Source organism: Streptomyces sp. N50 (assembly GCF_033335955.1).
Lineage (GTDB): Bacteria > Actinomycetota > Actinomycetes > Streptomycetales > Streptomycetaceae > Streptomyces.
Map to the genome: position 1 here is coordinate 1 of NZ_CP137550.1, position 19,188 is coordinate 19,188.

A 19,188-nucleotide genomic window follows, 5' to 3' on the forward strand; every position below is an offset into this window, starting at 1 on the left:
TCCCACATCAGCCGCATCCTCGCCAAGATCGACGCCCGCGACCGCGTCCAGGCAGTGCTCTTCGCCTACGACACCGGCCTCGCCCGACAGGTGTGACCCGAGCAGCATCCCGGTGAACTCGTGCACAACCAGCGAGTGGAGGTCGGTACACATCTGACGTTCCGTCAATTCGACGATCCAGGACCGCCTGACGAGCACTTCCGACGTCGCCCAGGGCTCAGCCGTGCAGCGCACGATAGGCGCGATCGCCCCTGGATGCAGAGGGACGGCGCCGGTGCCGATGAGGCTGCGGACGTCGAGGAACTGGGTGCCGACGGCGTTGCGGGGAACGAGTTCGGTCGCGCGCAGGACCAGCAGGCGGGTCAGCGCCTCGGCCACGCCGCGGGGCAACTCGGGGCGGCACACCAGCAGGTTGGACACCCCGATGGTGGCGACCCCGCCGCCGCCCGGTACGCGCCCTGCGGCAAGGACACCTCCTCCAGGCCCGAGCCGCCTGGCCGCCCTGTCCGCCGAGCCGGGGCAGCAGGCCGGCCAGCGGCAGGAACCGCAGACCGAACCGGTCGTCCAGTTCGGACAGGACCGGCAGCGGTACGCCGCCTGCCACGAGCAACGCGTCAACCGAGCCCGCCCGCAGGGCATCAGCGGCGTCGGCCAGCGGAAGATGGCGTACGGCGACCTCGGTGCCCGGCGACAGACCCGCGGCGTGCAGGATCTGTTCGCCGAGTACAGCCGCGCCCGATCCGGCCGCGCCGAGTGACACGGTGTGTCCGGCCAGGTCGCCAACCGTGTGCACGGCCGAGTCGGCGCGGACAACGAACTGGAGGTAGGTCTCGTACAGCCTGCCGATCGCTCGCATGGGCACGGGGCGCGGGAAGAGGGCGGCGCCCTGGGCCGCCCGCGCGGTGTCGGTGAGGACGAGCGCGAGGTCGGCGCGGCGGTCACGGAGCAGTTCGATGTTGGTGAGGCTGCCCGGGGTGGTGCGGACGCGGCAGCTCAGACGGGGGTACGCCGCCGTGAGTTCGGCGGCGAGGAGGCGGCCGAAAGCCTCGTAGAAGGCCGTGGGTTCCCCGGTCGCGAAGCGCAGGACACCGCTCGGTCCGGGCCGCTGCCCGGAGGCGTCCGCCCGTGAGCACGCCCCCCAGGACGGCGGCGGTCGTCACGCCGAGGGCGGCGTGGAGCAGGGCGCGGCGGTCGACAGGGCGGGTCATCGTGTGCCGCCGCGCGGATCACGGCGGGCTGCGGTCGCTCCGGGATCGGCAGTGAGCCGCCCGGGCGACGGGCGACGCACTTGGCTGGGGCCGGTCGTCCCGCCGCGGTCGGCCGCGCCGGTGACGGCGCGCGGTACGAGGGCCGCGGCCCGCAGTCCTCGTGGTCGCGCGGGCCCCAGTTCCAGTCGGCCTCCCCGGCCCGCCAGCAGTTGTTCGACGATGGCCAGCCCCAGGCCCGTACCGGCCGACCCGTCCTGTCGTTGTCGGCCGGAGCGCCAGAACCTCGTGGTGGCCTGGGCGATTTCCTCCGCGGTCAGACCGGGTCCGTCGTCCGTCACCGTGAGGGCCACGTGCCAGCCTTCGGCGGTGCAGCGCAGGGAGATCTCGGCGTCCGGGCCCGCGTACTTGATGGCGTTGTCCAGGAGGATGTCCGTGATCTGGGCGAGTTCGTGATCCGTGCAGGCGGCCATGACCGGGGTCTTGGCGGTGTGGAGTGCGAGGCGGGTGCCGGCGCGGTGGGCGACCGGCTCCCATAGCCGGTACTGGGCGGTCGCGACCGCCGTGGCGTCGCAGTGTGCGCCGGAGTCGTCGGTCACGGCGAGTTCCCCGGCCCGGTGTTCCGCGGTGGCGAGGGTCAGCATGTCGTCGAGCAGGGTCTCCAGGCGGTCGAGTTCGGTGGTCACGCCCGTGTACGTGCGGTCGGCGGACGCGGGCAGGTGGCGGTTCAGGGCGTCGACGCGCAGCCGTAGTGCGGCCATGGGGTTGCGCATCTGGTGGGAGGTGTCGGCGACGAGTCGGCGCTGCTGTTCCAGGGCCGCCGTGACCGTACGCGCCATGCGGTTGAAGCCGGTCGCGAGCTGGCGCAGTTCCGGTGGGCCGCCGGCCCGGGTCTGTTCGGGCGGGAGTCCTGCGGCGAGTTGTCCGACCGCGCGGTCCAGGCGGCGCAGCGGGCTGACCACCCACCGCGTCGCGCCCCGCGCGAGGACCGTGCAGGCGACGGCGACCAGGGCGGTCCCCGCGATGACGGCGGCCCAGCGCCGGGTGATGTCCTCCGCCGCGGTGTCGACCGAGGCTCGCAGCACGACGGCGCCGGAGACCCGGGTCCCGGTGCCCGCGGGCTCGGCGAACATCCGGGACCCCTTCGACCAGGGACGCAGCGCGCCCGCGGGGTGCGCGGTCTGGTTGCGCAGCGCCCCGTCGAGCAACCGGCCGACAGCGGGGTCGGCGGCCCGCATACCGCCGGTCTGGACGATCGGCTTGCGGCGGGTGTCGGTGACGACGAGCGGTTCGCCGTACAACTGTGTGTAGCGGCGGGCCTCGGCGGTGACGGCCGAGGTGTCGCCGGTCTGTGCGGCCTGGTCCATGAGGGACGCGAAGCGGTCGAGGTCCGCGCTGCGGGCGAGGACGAGTTGCTGGGTGCGGTCGGACGCGGTGAACAGCAGCAGCGGTACGGCGAACGCGGCCACCGCGATCACGACGAACAGCAGCAGCGCGGCCTGGACCCGGGTGCGCACGCGTCGGCTCCTCAGTTCCCGGGGTCCCCGAAGCGGTAGCCGAAGCCCCGGATCGTGGTGAGCAGTTCGGGGCGCGCGAGCTTGGCCCGCAGCTGCGTGAGGTGGACGTCGAGCGACCGGGACACGGCGTGGTAGGCGTCGCCCCACACCTCGTCCAGGAGCTGTTCACGGCTGACCGCGGTGCCCGCCCGTCCGGCCAGCACGGCGAGGATGTCGAACTCCTTGGTGGTCAGCTCGACCTCGGCCCCGTCGACCCGGACCCGACGGGCGTCGAGATCCACCTCGACGTCACCGGCACGGACGGTCCGCAGCGTCGGACCGTCCTTCGCCGTAGTCCGCCGGGTGACGGCGTCGATCCGCGCGAGCAGCTCGGCGAGGCGTACCGGCTTGACGAGGTAGTCGTCGGCGCCGAGCCGTAGTCCGCGCACGACCGAGCGCTCGTCGCCGCGGGCGGTGAGCACCACGACCGACATGTCACTGACCGCCCGCAGGGCGCGCAGCACGTCCAGGCCGTCGGTGTCGGGCAGGCCCAGATCGAGAAGGAGCAGGTCGGAGCTGCGGTGGTAGGTCAGGACGTCCCGGCCGTAGCGGACGCGTCTGGTGACGTGGCCGTGGTCGTAGAGGACCTCCACGAGCGCCGCGGCGACCCCGTCGTCGTCCTCGGCCAGCAGTATCTGCACTCCGCCCACCTCCTTTCGGCCACTCCGACGATCCCGTCCAGCCGAATGTAGACCACACCGACCGGGTCCTCGCCGGAGTGTTAAGGGGAGGTTAGTTCTGCGTTCGGCCCTCTCGTCCGCCGGTGCGGGGCGGGGCCAGGCTGCACGGCACCCAGCAGCCTGAGAAGGACGCCGTAATGATCATTGACTGTCACGGTCACTACACGACCGCCCCGCCGGCCCTGGAGGCGTGGCGCAAGCGGCAGATCGCCTCCCTCACCGATCCGTCGGCCGCCCCCGCCCGCGCGGATCTGCGCATCGGGGACGACGAACTGCGCGAGAGTATCGAGCCGAACCAGTTGCGGCTGATGGACGAGCGCGGCATCGACCTGACGGTCTTCTCGCCCCGCGCGTCGTTCATGGCGCACCACATCGGGGACTTCGAGACCTCAGCCGCGTGGGCGGCCATCTGCAACGAACTCTGCTTCCGGGTCAGCCAGTTGTACCCCGAGCGCTTCGTGCCCGCCGCGATGCTCCCGCAGTCGCCCGGCGTCGATCCGGCCACCTGCGTACCCGAACTCACGCGCTGCGTAGAGGAGTTGGGTGCCGTCGCGGTCAACCTCAACCCCGACCCCTCAGGCGGCCACTGGACCGCCCCGCCACTCACCGACCGCTCCTGGTACCCGATCTACGAGAAGATGGTGGAGTACGACATCCCGGCCATGGTCCATGTCAGTACGAGCGTCAACCCGGCCTTCCACACCACCGGCGCGCACTATCTCAACGCCGACACCACGGCGTTCATGCAACTGGTCCAGGGCGACCTGTTCGCCGACTTCCCGACCCTGCGCCTGGTGATCCCGCACGGCGGCGGCGCCGTCCCCTACCACTGGGGCCGTTTCCGGGGCCTCGCGATGGCACTCGGGAAGCCTCCGCTGGAGCAACACCTCCTGGGCAACGTCTACTTCGACACCTGCGTCTACCACCAGCCCGGCGCCGACCTCCTCTACGACGTCATCCCGGCCCGCAACATCCTCTTCGCCTCGGAGATGATCGGCGCCGTACGCGACATCGACCCGTGCACCGGCCACCACTTCGACGACACCCGCCGCTACGCGGAAGCGGCCAAGCTGCCCGCGGACGACCTGGCAGCGGTCCAGGAGCACAACGTCCGCGCCGTGTACCCCCGCCTCGACGCACTGCTCAAGCACCAGGGCCGGTGACGCGCATGAGCACCCTCGCCCCCAAGTCCCCCGGCTGGCTGGACTGGTACGAGAATCCGTCCGAACCGGCCTTCCGGCTCCCGCCGGGAACCGTCGACACCCACTGCCATGTCTTCGGCCCGCAGGCCGAGTTCCCCTTCGCACCGGAACGCAAGTACACGCCCTGCGACGGCGGCAAGGATCAACTCTTCGCGCTCCGCGACCACTTGGGCGTCGCGCGCAACGTCATCGTGCAGGCCACCTGCCACGGCGCGGACAACAGCGCCATGGTCGACGCCGTCCGGGCCGCGGGCGGCCGGGCCCGCGGCATCGCGACCGTCCGACCCGACATCGACGAGAGCGAACTGCTCGCACTCGACGCGGCGGGCGTACGCGGAGTGCGCTTCAACTTCGTACGCCGCCTGGTCGACGCCTCGCCCGAGGACGACCTCCAGACGATCGCCAAGAAGGTCGCCCCACTGGGCTGGCACGTCGTCCTCTACTTCGAGAGCGCCGACCTGCCCGAACTGGAGGGATTCTTCGGTTCGTTGCCCGTGCCGCTGGTGATCGACCACATGGGCCGCCCGGACGTGACCCGGCCGGTGGACGGGCCGCAGTTCACTCGGTTCCTGCGCTTCGTCGAGGACAACGACATCTGGGTGAAGGTGACCTGCCCCGAGCGCCTCAGCGTCACCGGACCGGCCGCCCTCGACGGCGAACGCCACGCCTACACCGACGTCATCCCCTTCGCCCGCCGCGTCGTCGAGGAGTTCCCCGACCGGGTGCTGTGGGGCACGGACTGGCCGCACCCCAACCTCACCGACCACATGCCGGACGACGGCCTCCTCGTCGACCACGTCCCGCAGGTGGCGGTCACCGACGACCAGCGCCACAAGCTCCTCGTCGCCAACCCGATGCGCCTGTACTGGCCCGGCGAGGACGCCTGACGCCCCAACTCCCGCTCCAGGCGCCCCAACTCCCCTCCCATCTCCCCGACTTCGACAAGGGCCGCTCATGCAACACGCCAACGCGCTGAACCGACTGGACCGGCTTCCGGTCTCCCGGTTCCACAAAGTCACCCTGCTCGCCGTCGCCTTCGCCTACTTCTTCGAGTTCGCCGACATCAACAGCTTCGCCACCACCGCACCGAAACTGATCAAGCTGTGGGGCGTGACGGTCGACCAGATCGCCTACGTCACCTCGCTCTCGTTCGTCGGCATGTTCATCGGGGCGATCGTCGCCGGCTCCCTCGCCGACCGATGGGGCCGCAAACGGGCCCTGCTGTGGACGACACTCTTCTTCGGCCTCTCCTCCTTCGCCGCGGTGTTCTCCTGGGACCTCGTGTCCCTGGGCGTCTTCCGCGTCCTGACCTCGGCGGGCCTGTCGGCGATGACCGTCGTGGGAGTCGTCTACGTCAACGAGATGTACCCGTCGGCGACCCGCGGCAAGTACCAGGCGTACGCCATCGCCATCGGCATCTGCGGCACCCCCGTCACCAACCTCATCGCCAGCGCGGTCGTACCGCTCAACGACTGGTCGTGGCGGCTCGTCTACCTCTGGGGCTCCCTGGGCATCCTGCTCGTCCTGTTCACCCGGCACCTCAAGGAGTCACCGCGCTGGCTCGAAAGCAGGGGGGACCACGCCACGGCGGACGCGATCCTGCGGGAGATGGAGACACGCGTCGCCGCGGAGAAAGGACCTCTCCCCGAGCCCGCGCCCCCGGTCACCGAAAAGCCGTCGGCAAAGGCGCCGCTGCGGCTGCTCCTCCAGCGCAGGTACCTGCTCCCGACGCTCCTGCTCACCGCACTGTGGATGACACAGACCATCGGCTTCTTCGGCTACTCCAGCTGGGCACCCACCCTGCTGGCCAAGGAGGGCTTCAGCGTCGAGAAGTCCGTCTTCTACGTCGCCCTGACCACCATCGGCGCACCACTCGGCTGCTACCTGGCCTCCCTGGTCACCGACCGCTTCGAGCGCAAATGGTGCCTGGTCGCCTTCGGCACGGTGATCGCGGTCTGCGGCCTGCTGTACGGCCTCACCTTCAACCCCGTCCTCATCGTCGTGTTCGGCTTCCTGGTGAACTTCTTCGAACGCGGCTACACCGCCCTCGCCTACGCCTACTCCCCCGAACTCTTCGACACCCGCAGCCGCTCACTGGGCACCAGCGTCTCCTACGGCCTCGGCCGCCTGTCCAACGCCGCCGGCCCACTGATCGTCGCCTCTCTCTACAACGGCCACGGCTACCAGAGCGTCTTCTACTTCATCGCCGGCACCTGGCTCCTCGGCGCGATCGCCCTGGCTGCCTTCGGCACCCGGACCCGCTCGGCGCGCCTCGCGGAGGCGGAACGGCAACGGGTGAGCGTCCTCGCCTGACCAGAACCGACTCAGCCGACAGTCATGCAGATCGGTGCCACCATCGCCCGCTGGGACGGGCGGAGCTTGCAGCGGCGGTCGCCCTCACGGGTGACGGGTCCGGCTGACGGGACGCGTCGTCGGCGCAGGAGCAGACCTGCGGGCCGCCGCAGGACGGAGGCCAGGCCGAGGACGAGTGGGATCTGCAGCGGCTGTTGGATCACCGGAGGCCCGGGCCTGTCCCCCCGCCTGAGCGGGGCACGGCCCTGCGGATCGACGGTCACCGTGTACGTGCCGCCCACCACCCACGTCCAGCCCAGGAGCCCGTTCTCCTCGATCGGAGCCAGCGGCGGGCCGTCGATGACGGTGACCGCGTAGAGGTGGGCGCTGTCACCCATGCCGTCACCGGCGGACCACCGGATCTGCCGGACCCTGACGTGTTCGGTACGCCCGTGCCGGTCCAGCGCCTGCTGGTCCAGTTCCAGGTGCAGGCATGACACCCTCCCTCGACGACCCAGCCCAGCGAGGAGATGACCGTGCCCGAGCCGCACCGGGTGTTTGTCACTGAGGGAACTTTCGGTGTTCTGGACGATGGTGTGATCGCTGTCGAGACAGCCGACTGGTCAAACGGACTCGTGGCTCCCATGACTCAGGGCGCCCTAATCGTCACGGGGATCAACACCGGGTACGTGGAATTCACAGGCCTGGCCCAGGACAGCCCTCCCGGGGAACTGGCAGCAGACACCTGGGAGGAGATCGTCGAAGTCAGCCTCCACGCCCCGGCAGGCAACCTCCAAGTCGAGTCGCTCGATCTCGGTCCGGTAGCCAACGACGCTGCCCTCCTCGCTCCATAGGGAGCCGCCTGGTACAGGCTCCGAGTCCATGCCGAGGGCCGAGAAACGCTCCGCGACAAAACGAGCATGGAACCCGTTGAGCGCTACCTGCTCATCACCTGGCCGGGGCCGCGGGAAGACACTGCAGTCCTGCGCACAAGCGAAAACCTCGAACGCAGCCTGCACAGGCAACCGACCAACACGGCCCAAGAGCCGACGCCGGTGCCCGAAAGCAATCCCCCCACCCGCAGGCCCAACTGATGCCGATCAGGAAAATCGCCCGCAGCGGGCCTCCGTAACATGTCCGCCCAACCCACCAGGACGAGAGCGCAAAAGGCTCTCCTGTGATTGCGACCCGCTCGAACTATGAGCTGGCGATCAAGGTCGTCCTGGGGCCTTTGGCCGCCGCCCCCGACATCCAGGCGCTCGATAGCGAGGTCGTCAACGCATCAGTGTTCCCCGCCCACAGGGCGAGCGCCCGCGCACACGACCACCGGTACGCCCGTGAATCTGACACGCTCGTCGGACGAATAGTCCGGCGGGACGACGACCAGCCCGCCCACCAGGGCGACGGGCTACTATCCGTTACAGACGTCCGCTGGTTTTGGGCCGGGTCTCCAAGATCGATCTTTTGCATACCGACCCCATGGAAGAGTTCTCGCTTCCCGAGGACATCACCGCCCTCAACGACGAAGAGCTGGACGCCCTCCTTGACGGCGCGATCAACGTCTTCGACGCGATGTCGCGCAGTAGCACCGTCACCACGGACGGCCTGTTCCAGCTCCGCGAGTTGGCCACTGGGGTCGGAGAACATCCGCGCCGAGAAGGTAAGGGCGCACAAGCCCGGGAACGCCTCCCACTCGCCGATCGTCTACAGTGCGACGAACGTCTACACCCTTGTAGTCATTCATATTTGCCCGTTCACCTACGTCAGGTGGTCCAAGGGAAAGGGGTGCTGTCAGTGGATGGGCGCTCCCCTTGGGGCACGGCACCACGGTGACTCTGGCGCGCTCCACGGGGAGCGATGCCGCAGCGACTCGCCGCCGGCCGCCTCGCGGCGTGTCCGGCGGCCATGGCCCACTGGCCGCCCGAATCACTCATCTCGGACACGACCCGCCCGGCCGAAGCACCTAAGGAAGACCATGCGTCACAAGATATTGGTCGTTGAGGACGATCACGTACTGCTGGACGTACTGCGCCGTGGGCTGTACGAGGCGGGCTTCGAGCCCCTCCTCGCCGCCGACGGTGCCACCGCCCTGCGGCTGGCCACCGGCGACATCGCGGCGGTAGTCCTGGACATCGGGCTGCCCGACTCGGACGGTCGGGACGTATGCCAGGCGCTGCGTACCAACGGCTTCCTGGCCCCGGTCATCTTCCTGACCGCCCGGCGACAGCTCGCGGACCGCCTGTCGGGCTTCTCGGCAGGCGGTGACGACTACCTGGCCAAGCCCTTCCATCTGGCCGAACTCACCGCCCGGCTGCGTGCGTCCGTGAAGCGGGCTGCGCCGGCCGCGGCGATCGCGGTCGGGGACCTGATTCTGGACGCGGTCGGCCACCGCGTCACCGTGCACGGCACGGCCGTCGCCCTGTCCCCCACGGAGTTCCGGCTGCTGGCCACACTCGTGGCCGCGGGCGGGAGCGTCGTTCGGCGCCGCGAACTGGTCGCGGCTGGCTGGCCGGAGGGTGCCCAGGTCAGTGACAACACACTGGACCAGTACCTGACCCGGCTGCGGCGGAAGCTGCGTGAAGCCGGCAGCGCGCTGACCATCGGCACGGCGCGCGGGATCGGACACCGCCTTTCCTGAAGCGCCTTGTCCTCGATCAGCTTGAGGGGGGAACAGCGGGCGGCCGAAGCCATTGAGACGCCGGCTTCGACCGCCCACGTGAGTCCGCGGACATGCCCGGGCTGACACAGACGGCCGCCTGCACCGACCACAGCTCGTCGGCGTGTGCCGAGGCGGCGCGGTTCTCGGCGCGGCCCCCCACACTCCGCCCGTCGCCGGGCGCAGGGGGTCTGTCAGCCCATGTCCGTCAGGAGGGCGTTCAGTTCCTTCTCCTGCTGCGCGGGCGGCATCGGCGGATTCGAGTGGTCGATGCCGAAGGTCCCCAGCACCTTGTCCATCTGGGCGTCGATGGAGGTCCAGCCGGTGTTGTCCAGCGGCTGCAGCGATGCCTGGTCGGCGTCCCACAGGTCCCGCAGCGACTGGGCGGCCGTGTGCGCTCCCTTCGCGTTCCCCGAGCGTGCGTCCTTGAGCGAGGTGGAGGCGAGGTTCTTCAGCGCGGCGACCTTGGCGGGCGGGAACTTCTTCACCGCCTGGCCGGGAGCCATCTGGACGGCGGAGGTGTTGTCGGCCTCCGGCGCCGGGCCGGTGTGCGGCTGGCTGTGGGCCCAGATCAGCAGGCCCATGGTGGCGACGGCGAGCAGTCCGAAGCCGGCCAGACCGACGCGCTCCTTTCGCAGGTCACCGGTGGCGTGGGTGGCGTGGGCGGCCTCGTAGGTCTCGGTCACGTCCGAGCGTGTCACCGTCAGGTAGGCCACGGTGGCCAGGATCAGGCCGAGGAAGATCAGGCTGGTGGTGAAGGTGCCCAGCGCGAGGCCGGTCGGCTCGCCCGGCTGAGCGACCTTCGGGGAGGCGAGCCAGTCGCCGATGTTCGCGCCCAGCGGGCGGGTCAGGATGTAGGCGAGCCAGAAGGACAGCACCGGGTTCGCGCCGAACTTCCACAGCAGCGTGATCGCCGCGATGAGGCCGAGCGGCAGCATCACCGAGGCGCCCGGGCTCCAGCCGGTGAGCTCCAGGGTCCAGTCCCCGGTCGCGGTGCCGAGCGCGAAGGTGACGAGAACCGCGAGCCAGTAGAACGACTCACGCGGAAGCGTCGTCACCGAGTGGATCGAGAGGGTGCGCTCCCGCAGCCACCACACGCCGAAGACCACGGCGAGCAGAACCGAGAACACGGCGGAGCTGATCCACAGCGGCACATTGAGCTGGTCGGTGAGGATGTCGGTGTACAGGGTGCCCGTGACACTGACAACGACCACGGTCAGCCAGTACGGGAACGGGACATACCGCTTGAGCCGCATCTGGACGGCCAGGACCACGACGAACACCGCGGTGAAGATCCAGGCCGTGTTCACCAGGCCGACGCCCAGCTTCATGTTGATCCAGTCGGCGAAGCTCTCACCGACGGTGGTGCACAGGATCTTGATCACCCAGAACCAGACGGTGACCTCGGGGACCTTGTTGAGCATGAGGCGCCCGCTGCGTGGGCGTGCTTCCGTTGTCGTTGTCATGCCGGGAGCCTTACGGAGGGAACCTGCAAGCAACCTGACTACGTGGCCGCCTTCGCGGCCGGGAGTGTCACCTGGACGTGACCGCGGCCGTCCGCGATCGCCCGGACCTCCACACCGGCCGAGGCAGCGATACGCCGGACCACCGGGAGCCCCAGCCCGTACCCGCCGCCGCCAGTCACGCCCGCTTCGAAGACCCGGTCGACCTCAGCGGGATCGAACCCTGGGCCGTCGTCCAGGACATCCACCACGATGGCCTCGCCCTGGCTGCGCGCGGTGATCCACACACGGGACTTCGCATGCCGCAGGCTGTTCTCCAGCAGGGGTGACAGCAGCGACACAGCGACGTCGGGCGCCAAAGCCACCTCGGCCTTCGCCGGGAAGGCGACCTCGACCGCGCGGCCGCCGATCGCCTGCCGCGCGGCGGAGCGCAGATCACACCGGGTCCCCTCGTCCGTCCGTGCGCGCGCTGCGCGCAATAGCGTCGTGATCGCCGCATTGAGGCGGTCGACCTCGCTCAGCACCACCTCCGGCACCACCTGCTCGCCGGACAGCTGCGCCAGCTGCGCCTCGCCTCGCAGGACCGTGAGCGGTGTCCGCAGCTCGTGGGCGATCTCGTCGGTGAGCCGGCGCTCGTCCGCCAGCGCGTTGTCAACCCGCTCCAGGAGGCGATCCAGGGTCTGTCCCAGTTCCCCGAACTCGTCACGGGGGGCTCCGAGGTTGAAACGGCGCCCGGGCTCGTGATGGCCCCAGTCGTCGGCGAGGGCGGCCATCTCGTGCACGACGCGCAGCGCGCGGTGCACCACGAGGTGCGCGACACCGCCGGCGAGGAGGATCGTCAGGCCGCCCAGAATCAGCGACAAGGTCAGGCTGCGCTGCTCGGACGTCTCGTAGGGCGTGAGGTCCACCCGGACGATCACCATGACGTGGTGGCCGCCGGCCGGAACCGGCCGCGCGAACAGGAGGTAGTCGCCGACGGTCGCGGTCTGCGATCGCCCCGAGTCCGCCAGCTCCTCGACGCGCCCGACCAGGCTCGGCGGCACGTCCCCGTCGACAAGACGGCCATCGGCATACACCCAGGCGACCTCGTCCAGCGCCTCGCTGCCGTTCTCCGTGAGCACGACACGGCCACCCTTGACGCTGACGTTCGCCGCGACCGCCTCGGCGCGCGTACGGGCCAGATCGTGCGCGTCGGCATCCGTCACCCTGCTCAGCAGCACGTGCGAAACCACCACCAGGATCGCGACCACTGCGGTGGCGATCAGCACGGTGAGCGCGACGACGCTTCGGCGGAATCCCGTCACTGCCATCGATAGCCCACGCCGCGGACGGTCGCCAGCCGCTCGGCCACACCCAGCGGACCGAGCTTGGTCCGCAACCGGCGCACATAGGAGTCGAGGGTGTTGTCGCTGACCTGGGCCCCGTGCGGCCAGCCGGCGGCGGCAAGGGCGTGGCGGCGTACCGCGTCGCCCTGCGAGGCGATCAGGCGGCCCAGTAGCCGGAACTCGGTCGGGGTCAGGCTCATGCTCACCGCATCGTAGGTCACCACGTGCTTCGCCGGATCAAGGACGACCTCGTGCGGTGCGGACGCCACGGTGGCCCGGCGCAGCAGCGCCCTGACACGCACCAGCAGTTCCGGGATGTCGAAGGGTTTGGTCATGTAGTCGTCGGCGCCGGCCTCGAAGCCGCCCACCTTGTGATGCAGTCCGTCCAAGGCGGTGAGCATCAACACCGGCACGTCGACGCCGCGAGCCCGCAGGGCCAGGCAGACATCGCGACCGTCGGCGTCCGGCAACCCGAGATCCAGGACGACCAACTGAGGCGCCGGTGCGAGCTGCCGCAGCAGGCTGTCGGCCGTGGCGGCGACGGAGACGGTGTGGCCGTCGTGCTCCAGGGCGCGCTTGAGGATGCCGCGGACCGCCGCGTCGTCTTCGCACACCATGATGAAAGCCACGTGCTGACCCTAGTGCCCATGGCGGGCACCAGCTTGGGACGGCGGATACGCGACCGGGCCGCCCACGGCATGGCCGCTGCCGCCTTCGCCGCCGCGGTGCTGCCCCCGGCCTCCATCCTGTGGCTGGTGGTCGGGCACGGGGCCAAGCCGCTTCGACAGCGTGTTCGTGAACAGAGGAAGGGCGTCGGCACCTCCGCGATCGACCTGGCCACCACGGACGGCGCCAAGGCCGCGATGGGCGGCGCCTATCCCGCCGTCGGCGTGCTCGCCCGCACCGACTGGGTGAACGCGCACAAGGCCATGGTGCAGAAGGTCGTCGACGCGCTCGTCGCCACCACGCACTGGTTCGACACGCACAGCGCGGCCGACATCGCGAGCAAGCTGCTGGCGTCGTTCGTGTCGAACCAGTGCGTGGTGACCAAGGCCGACTACATCGTGGCCCTGGACGAGGGAAAGGGCCAGTTCCTCCCGGACTGACTCATGCCGGCCGACAGACCGAAGACCTCTCTGGCGGCGGAGAAGCTGGTCGGCAACGTGAAGGGGGGCGGTGGACCTCAGCAAGACGTCCACCGACGACTTCGCCATCCAGGCCAACAAGACCGGTGGCTTCAAGACGACCACGACCCCGGCCCGGTTAAACGGTCGAGCCTGCGCCATGCCCAAGGCCGCCCAGCCGATTGCCAGTTGGACGGCCGTCCGGCTTTCCCGACCGAACGACTCAGCGGACCGGCAGTACCGCGGTGTGTTCCTCGCGTACGGCCTGCAGGGAGCGGGGGTCGAGACCGAGCAGGCTCAGGATCGTCGGTGCGATCTGCTTGGTCTGCACGCTCGCGGAGTCGCGCACGCCGTCCGGGACGGAGGCGCCGGTCACGACGAGAGGTACGGCGAGGTCGTCGGAGTGGCCGCCGCCGTGCTCGGCGACCTTCTTGGTGCCGCCGGTGTAGACGACGCCGTACTGCGCGACACCGAAAAGGTCCGGGACCCGGGCATCGCCAGCCTTGACGTGGAAGTAGTCGGCCGCGGCCTTGCCTGCGTAGACCTTGCTGAGCCCGCTGCGGGTGTAGCCCTTGGGCGCCTTGTTGATGTCGGTGCCGGTGCCGTTCTGTGCGAGCAGGTACTTCTTGGCGAAGGCGGTGGCAGCCGGGGAGCGGTCGGAGAGCCAGAGCAGCATGGCGTCGTCGTCCACGGCGTGCGTGACCAGGTCGGCAGCGCCGGGGTGGAGCTTCTTCCAGGCGGCGTTGAGGCCGTCAAGGAGCGGGCCGTCGTCGACGCGGGTGAGCGCGGCGGGGTCGGTGGGCGACTGGCCGTGCTTGGCGGAGAGGATGACGGTGGTGCTGCCCGAGAGGTGTCGCTTGGCGATCTCGGCGGTCAGGGCGCCGATCTCCGTGTTGACGAAGTCGAGGTTCTTCACCAGCAGCGGGCCCGGGACGTTCTTGGCGGTGTAGCCGCCGGTGAGGCCGTCCGAGGCGGGCAGCTTCTGCGCGGTGGAGACCGACTGGAAGTTGAGGCCGAAGATCGCCGGGGTGCCGACCTTGTGGGTGCGGCTGTGGTCGTAGCCGTCGATCTCGTTGAGGACTGCCTTCACCTTGTAGCCGTCGTACTGCTCGGTGGCCTTGTTGTCCGTGGTCCAGTCGTTGCCGGCGGCGTAGCCGAGGGCGTCGCTGTTGATCTCCGGGGCGAACAGGTCCTGGATGCCGGTGCCGGAGGGGCCGTTGAGGATCTCGTATGCGGCGTGCTTGTCCGACCACGCGGTGCGCAGACCTGCCTGGCGGGCCACCTCGAAGATCGTGTTCACCTTGAGGTAGGAGTGCGGGTAGACCGGCTTGCAGGTCTTCGGGTCGACGGGCAGCTTCGACGCGTTGATCAGGCTCTGCGGGTGGCCCGTCATCGACAGGATGCTGTCCGGCAACCCCGCCAGGCCCTGGCCGGCATCGATAGAGGTCTGGTTCTTGTCGAGGTCCTCGGTGAGGTCCACCTCGACCCCGGGCTTGACGCCCTTGCAGCTGGTGGTTCCCGCCGGGAGAAGGGCGGCGTTGTAGGTGTCGTCGTAGTAGATGCCCGTGGTGCCGGGGCTGCCGCCGGTCGCCTGGGCGACCATGCCGGGGAAGGAGTCGGACGGCGTGGTGGTGCGGGCGTGGGTGTACTCCACGCCGCCGCCGACCAGTCGGGCCAGGGCGGAGTTCGGGTGCCGGGCGATGTACCAGGCCAGGTCCGACTGGTGCAGCCCGTCGACGGAGACCAGCAGGACGTGTCGGGTGGCGGCCGGGTGGTGGGAGGCGGCGAACGCTGTGGGCTGGGCGGCGGTCACCCCGGTGAGAACTCCGGTCGCGGCAAGGAAGGCTGCGGGCCTGACATGGCGTCTGGACATCTGGTTTCTCCCGGGTGTTCGGGGCGGGCTGCGGGTGCCGGGCTCATCAGAGTCGCGCCTTGTGTACCGGAAACGGCGCATGCGTGAACACGCCCGGAATGAGCGGTCGGGTCTTCACCAAGCAGGCATGGGTTCCCCCAAGAAGGAGAGACGCCTGCGACCCCGGCGAGCAGAACGGGGTCACGTCCGCCGGAGCGATGCGCAGGCGGCCGCTCCCACCGATGAGAATGTGACCCTCGTTTTCAGCCAAGGCTCACTGCGACGCAACACCTCCACGGACTGCGGTGAGTTGGAGCGACTCAGCGGAGGCGCCCAGACATGCGAGCAGGGGGCCGGTGACGCAGCGAGCACCCTGGAGACCAAGTCCGTGAGTGGACTGACGCCTGCGAACACCATCGCGCACCGAACATGGCGAAGGACCCCGGGCAGCGCTGTCCGAGGACCGAGGCGTCATGCGCGTGGCGCGGACGGGCTTCACAAGGTCTCGCGATGGTGTCGCCCTCGCGGTGGCATCGACCAGTTGAATGCCAGACCACTTTCTTATGACGCTCTCACCTCACTTGGACGAATCTGGAGTGCCCACACTCACCTCTACATGATGTAGTAGCTGAGTATGGAGAAGGTGGATATGGCCGCCCATACCGTCAATGCCGGAGTGCGACGGCGCTACACGCGCCCGCCTACTGCTGATCAGCCGCGGGCTTCCGACGACGCGGACAACCCCCAGCAATGGCACCGGGGCATGACGCTGATCGGCACGATCAGCCTGTTCATCGGCACCCGCTCGGCCTGGACCCAGGCGATGCTCTCCGATCCGCCCGTCGCCGCGGTCCTCTCCGTCTGTTACGCCGGGATCCTCGTGTGCGGGGTACTCGCACTCGCCGTACGAGGCCGCCGCGCCCTGGTCCGGGTGGACGCCGTAGTTCTCGTCCTCGCGGTGGTCCTGGTGGTCTGCGGTTACTGGCTGAACCACACCGGCACCGACGAGGGCGTACTGACCGCGCAGGCCGCGAACGAGATCGCGCACGGCCGCCCCGTCTACGGACAGCCCTGGCCGTGGCTGTTCGGCACGTCCCATTCCGGCCTGACCAAGACGATGTCCGGCTCGGCCGACTACACGTACGGCTATCCACCGCTGACCGCCCTGCTCGCCGCACCGGTCCACGCCCTGCTGCACACCTCGGCAGCCGCCACCCTGGTCACCACGGGGGCACTGATCGCCGGAACGGTCATGCTGTGGCTGCTGCTGCCCGCCCCCTGGCGGTCGGCGGCCACCGCCGTGTGCCTCGGCTTCGGCATCCTCCCCGGCTATGCCCGCTCCGGCTACCCGGCGATCGTCGCCCTGGCCCTGCTGATCCCGGTGACGGTCTACTGGCCGACCACCGGAGCGGGCGGACGCCTGGGCCGGAGCGGGGTGCTGCGGGCCGTGTGCCTGGGTGCCGCCTGCGCCGCCCAGCAACTGGCCTGGTTCTTCGCCCCGTTCCTGCTCATCGGCCTCTTCGCGGTACGGCGCGGCGAACTCGGGGCTCGTCCCGCGGCGGCCGTGCTGGCCCGTTTCGCCGGCATCGCGGCGCTGACGTGGGCGGGCATCAACGCCTACTTCGCCGCCCAGGGCTTCTCCGCCTGGCTGCGCGGACTGCTACTGCCCCTCACCCAGAAGGCGATCCTGCACGGCCAGGGCCTGATGGGCATCTCCTACTACTTCACCGACGGCAGCAGCCGCCTCGACTACTACTCCTACGCCAGCGAACTGCTCCTCGTCGGCCTGCTCGCCGCGACCCTGCTGTTCGCCCGCCGCCTGGGAACGGCACTGACCGTCCTGCCCTGGCTGTCCTTCTACCTCGCCACCCGTTCCCAGGACGGCTACTTCCTGATGATGACCCCGCTGTGGCTGGCCGCCGCCGCGACGGTCCCCTCCTCGGCCCTGGCCCATGCCTGGCAGCCCCGTATCCCCCGCCTCACCGGCCGCCCCGCGAAAGCCGCCGTCGCGATGGCGCTGGTGACCCCGGCACTGCTGTGCGCCTGCATCGCCGCCGCCAGCCCGCCGCCCCTGCGCATGGCCCTCACCACTCACCTCACCGGCCGGTCCCACCCCTCCGTCACCTCCGTCACGGTACGCGCGGCCAACACCACCGGCACCGCCCTCACCCCGCACTTCGCCAGCCGCCTCGGCCAGGGCGCCTCCAACTGGTGGACCATCACCTCCGGCCCCGCCACCCTCGCCCCGCACAGCACGGCCGTGTACGTCGTCCGGCCTGCGGGCGGCCACCGCGCGCTGCCCGGCGGGCAGCGGCGCATGTACCTCATCGCCGTGACCGGAACACCCATGACGATCAGCACCGCACGCATCGAGGGCACCAGGTAGGCCCTGAATCGGTGAGGGGCAGCCGCACGAGCAACTCGGCGCCGGCCGGGGAATCGGCCATCCACATAAGGCTGCCGTGGGCGGTGACCGTGCGCACGATCGTCAGGCTCAGTCCCACCCCGCCGAAGTTGCGGTCGGGTAGCCGGATCACAGGGGTTCCGGTCTCGGGCGGACCGGGCCCGGAAGAAACGGTCGAAGACATGGTCACCGCCACTGGCAACGAAAGCCGACCCACCCGCCGGGCAGGAACGCCCTTCGCACCACTCATGTCACCCGGTCGATGGCGCCCTCCGGCCGGGTGACGTCCTTTCGCGTGAAGGCCAGGCGCGCCGAACTCGCACACCCGACCAGGTCAGTGCGTCCGCCGAGTGCCTCAGTCGCGCGCGCCGGGCCGCGGAGGCTAGGACCGAGACGGGGCGGAGCGCCGGCGCTCCTGGACATGGGCGTACGCCATCAGGCCGATCAGGACCGCCAGGAGCACGGCCGACGAACCCGGCGTACCCAGGTCGAGACCGCCCTTGGCGACCGGCTTGGTCAGGAAGTCGCCGGCGGTGGCGCCGAGGGGGCGGGTCAGCACGAACGCGATCCAGAACAGCAGCACGTTCGGCACCGCGGGCGCCTTCATCAGGGCGACGAGCACCAGCAGCACGCCGGTCACGAGCGCCGCCCCGCCTGCGTAGCCGAGACCCGAGCTGTCGGACAGGAAGTCACCCATGGAGGTGCCGAGGGTGTTGGAGACGAGGATCGCCGACCAGAACAGTGCCTCGCCGCGGAAACTGACGATGTCCCGGATGACGAACGTCATCCCGGTCAGCTTCCAGACGGCGAAGATGACGACCAGGATCGAGATCAGGATCGCCGCGCCGGCCGGGTAGCCCAGGCCGAGACCCTGCGGCCCCCAGCCAAGTGAAGTGGCGCCGTCCGAGAGGTACTTGGCGCTGCCGTCGCGGTTCATGAAGTCGGACATCGTGGTGCCGGCCATGCTGGTCGACAGAATGACCGTCCAGTAGAAGAACGGGTTGTAGCGCCTTGAGCGCAACTGCACCACGAGGGTCACCACGAAGACCAGGAACAGCGCGATCGTGGTGAGGAAGTAGCCGAGCTTCAGGGTCTGGGCGAAGAGGTCGCCGGCCGTCTCGCCCAGGGTCGTCGCCGCGATCTTCATGATCCAGAAGGCGAGGGTGACCTCGGGCAGTTTCTTCATCACCGACTTGGCAGTGACCACGGTCCGCTGGTGCGCACCGGTAACGTCGGTGTCGGTGAGGGCTTCCGGAATCTCCAAGGTGTCGGACACTCCTGCTTCAGTGGGGGGTATCGGTGGGGGCATGGAAGGGCGCCCGTTCCCGTGAAGGAAAAAGGCGCCCTGTCAACGCATGGTCCGGCCGCGGAGGACGGCCGTGGTGTCCGACTCTGTCGATCAATTCCTGAACGCTTCCTGAACGCCTCC

The 19,188-nt window shown here is 69.7% G+C and carries 16 protein-coding genes and 1 pseudogene; 8 read left to right on the forward strand and 9 right to left on the reverse strand.

All coding sequences use genetic code 11. The annotated features are described in order from the left end of the window. Window positions 1-96, forward strand: a pseudogene (locus R2B38_RS44710) (DNA-binding response regulator); the annotation flags it as partial. A 121-nt stretch (window positions 97-217) separates the two neighbouring features. Here R2B38_RS44710 and R2B38_RS44715 read toward each other — a convergent pair. The 3 genes from R2B38_RS44715 to R2B38_RS44725 form a co-directional block, all read right to left on the reverse strand. After that, window positions 218-1,084, reverse strand: a complete 867-nt coding sequence (locus tag R2B38_RS44715; protein ID WP_318023056.1) for a TAXI family TRAP transporter solute-binding subunit — start codon at window positions 1,082-1,084, stop codon at window positions 218-220. Window positions 1,085-1,204: 120 nt separating this feature from the next. After that, complete coding sequence (locus R2B38_RS44720) at window positions 1,205-2,722, reverse strand: HAMP domain-containing sensor histidine kinase (protein WP_318021541.1); 1,518 nt, start codon at window positions 2,720-2,722, stop codon at window positions 1,205-1,207. A gap of 11 nt (window positions 2,723-2,733) precedes the next feature. Further along, entirely contained in the window at window positions 2,734-3,402 is a 669-nt protein-coding gene (locus R2B38_RS44725) for a response regulator transcription factor (RefSeq protein ID WP_318021540.1), read from the reverse strand. 176 nt (window positions 3,403-3,578) lie between these two features. On the opposite strand from R2B38_RS44725, the gene R2B38_RS44730 reads away from it, so the two are divergent. The 3 genes from R2B38_RS44730 to R2B38_RS44740 all read left to right on the forward strand — a co-directional run bounded on the left by R2B38_RS44730 (window position 3,579) and on the right by R2B38_RS44740 (window position 6,956). Continuing rightward, window positions 3,579-4,604: an amidohydrolase family protein gene (locus tag R2B38_RS44730; protein WP_318021539.1), complete on the forward strand. Its 1,026-nt coding sequence runs from the start codon at window positions 3,579-3,581 to the stop codon at window positions 4,602-4,604. Between the two features lie 5 nt (window positions 4,605-4,609). Next, window positions 4,610-5,530 carry an amidohydrolase family protein gene (locus R2B38_RS44735; RefSeq protein ID WP_318021538.1) on the forward strand — a complete coding sequence of 307 codons (921 nt, stop codon included), beginning with the start codon at window positions 4,610-4,612 and terminating at the stop codon, window positions 5,528-5,530. Between the two features lie 67 nt (window positions 5,531-5,597). Further along, window positions 5,598-6,956 (forward strand): MFS transporter, encoded by a 1,359-nt coding sequence (locus R2B38_RS44740; RefSeq protein WP_318021537.1) that lies wholly within the window; start codon window positions 5,598-5,600, stop codon window positions 6,954-6,956. Window positions 6,957-6,967: 11 nt separating this feature from the next. Here the strand turns inward: R2B38_RS44740 and R2B38_RS44745 are convergent, their stop codons facing one another. Beyond that, window positions 6,968-7,435: a hypothetical protein gene (locus R2B38_RS44745; protein WP_318021536.1), complete on the reverse strand. Its 468-nt coding sequence runs from the start codon at window positions 7,433-7,435 to the stop codon at window positions 6,968-6,970. A 36-nt stretch (window positions 7,436-7,471) separates the two neighbouring features. On the opposite strand from R2B38_RS44745, the gene R2B38_RS44750 reads away from it, so the two are divergent. Both R2B38_RS44750 and R2B38_RS44755 read left to right on the forward strand, forming a co-directional pair. Beyond that, a complete protein-coding gene (locus R2B38_RS44750) occupies window positions 7,472-7,789 on the forward strand; it encodes a hypothetical protein (RefSeq protein WP_318021955.1) in 318 nt (105 codons plus the stop codon). 1,121 nt (window positions 7,790-8,910) lie between these two features. Next, on the forward strand, window positions 8,911-9,573 hold the full coding sequence (locus R2B38_RS44755) for a response regulator transcription factor (RefSeq protein ID WP_318021956.1): 663 nt from the start codon (window positions 8,911-8,913) through the stop codon (window positions 9,571-9,573). Between the two features lie 212 nt (window positions 9,574-9,785). Here the strand turns inward: R2B38_RS44755 and R2B38_RS44760 are convergent, their stop codons facing one another. From R2B38_RS44760 to R2B38_RS44770, 3 genes are read right to left on the reverse strand one after another with little or no spacing between them, the layout of a single operon-like run. Beyond that, window positions 9,786-11,057 (reverse strand): hypothetical protein, encoded by a 1,272-nt coding sequence (locus tag R2B38_RS44760; RefSeq protein WP_318021957.1) that lies wholly within the window; start codon window positions 11,055-11,057, stop codon window positions 9,786-9,788. A gap of 38 nt (window positions 11,058-11,095) precedes the next feature. Continuing rightward, window positions 11,096-12,322 (reverse strand): HAMP domain-containing sensor histidine kinase, encoded by a 1,227-nt coding sequence (locus R2B38_RS44765; protein WP_318021958.1) that lies wholly within the window; start codon window positions 12,320-12,322, stop codon window positions 11,096-11,098. A gap of 32 nt (window positions 12,323-12,354) precedes the next feature. Continuing rightward, on the reverse strand, window positions 12,355-13,008 hold the full coding sequence (locus R2B38_RS44770) for a response regulator transcription factor (RefSeq protein ID WP_318021959.1): 654 nt from the start codon (window positions 13,006-13,008) through the stop codon (window positions 12,355-12,357). Between the two features lie 18 nt (window positions 13,009-13,026). Here R2B38_RS44770 and R2B38_RS44775 point away from each other — a divergent pair, with 18 nt between their 5' ends. Then, window positions 13,027-13,485: a hypothetical protein gene (locus R2B38_RS44775; RefSeq protein WP_318021960.1), complete on the forward strand. Its 459-nt coding sequence runs from the start codon at window positions 13,027-13,029 to the stop codon at window positions 13,483-13,485. 241 nt (window positions 13,486-13,726) lie between these two features. On the opposite strand, the gene R2B38_RS44780 is transcribed toward R2B38_RS44775, so the two are convergent. Then, window positions 13,727-15,376, reverse strand: coding sequence for an alkaline phosphatase family protein (locus R2B38_RS44780; RefSeq protein WP_318021961.1), 1,650 nt, complete (start codon window positions 15,374-15,376; stop codon window positions 13,727-13,729). Between the two features lie 613 nt (window positions 15,377-15,989). Between R2B38_RS44780 and R2B38_RS44785 the strand changes: the two genes are divergently transcribed. Then, window positions 15,990-17,741, forward strand: a complete 1,752-nt coding sequence (locus R2B38_RS44785) for a hypothetical protein (protein ID WP_318021962.1) — start codon at window positions 15,990-15,992, stop codon at window positions 17,739-17,741. 400 nt (window positions 17,742-18,141) lie between these two features. Here R2B38_RS44785 and R2B38_RS44790 read toward each other — a convergent pair whose 3' ends face one another. Next, window positions 18,142-19,023 carry a hypothetical protein gene (locus R2B38_RS44790; protein ID WP_318021963.1) on the reverse strand — a complete coding sequence of 294 codons (882 nt, stop codon included), beginning with the start codon at window positions 19,021-19,023 and terminating at the stop codon, window positions 18,142-18,144. Window positions 19,024-19,188: the final 165 nt, after the last annotated feature.

Bases quoted from the DNA above. Each gene is read 5' to 3' on its own strand.
- R2B38_RS44775 (WP_318021960.1), top strand. From the start codon at position 13,027: ATGGCGGGCACCAGCTTGGGACGGCGGATACGCGACCGGGCCGCCCAC.
- R2B38_RS44730 (WP_318021539.1), top strand. From the start codon at position 3,579: ATGATCATTGACTGTCACGGTCACTACACGACCGCCCCGCCGGCCCTG.
- R2B38_RS44755 (WP_318021956.1), top strand. From the start codon at position 8,911: ATGCGTCACAAGATATTGGTCGTTGAGGACGATCACGTACTGCTGGAC.
- R2B38_RS44735 (WP_318021538.1), top strand. From the start codon at position 4,610: ATGAGCACCCTCGCCCCCAAGTCCCCCGGCTGGCTGGACTGGTACGAG.
- R2B38_RS44740 (WP_318021537.1), top strand. From the start codon at position 5,598: ATGCAACACGCCAACGCGCTGAACCGACTGGACCGGCTTCCGGTCTCC.
- R2B38_RS44760 (WP_318021957.1), bottom strand. From the start codon at position 11,057: ATGACAACGACAACGGAAGCACGCCCACGCAGCGGGCGCCTCATGCTC.
- R2B38_RS44780 (WP_318021961.1), bottom strand. From the start codon at position 15,376: ATGTCCAGACGCCATGTCAGGCCCGCAGCCTTCCTTGCCGCGACCGGA.
- R2B38_RS44785 (WP_318021962.1), top strand. From the start codon at position 15,990: ATGGAGAAGGTGGATATGGCCGCCCATACCGTCAATGCCGGAGTGCGA.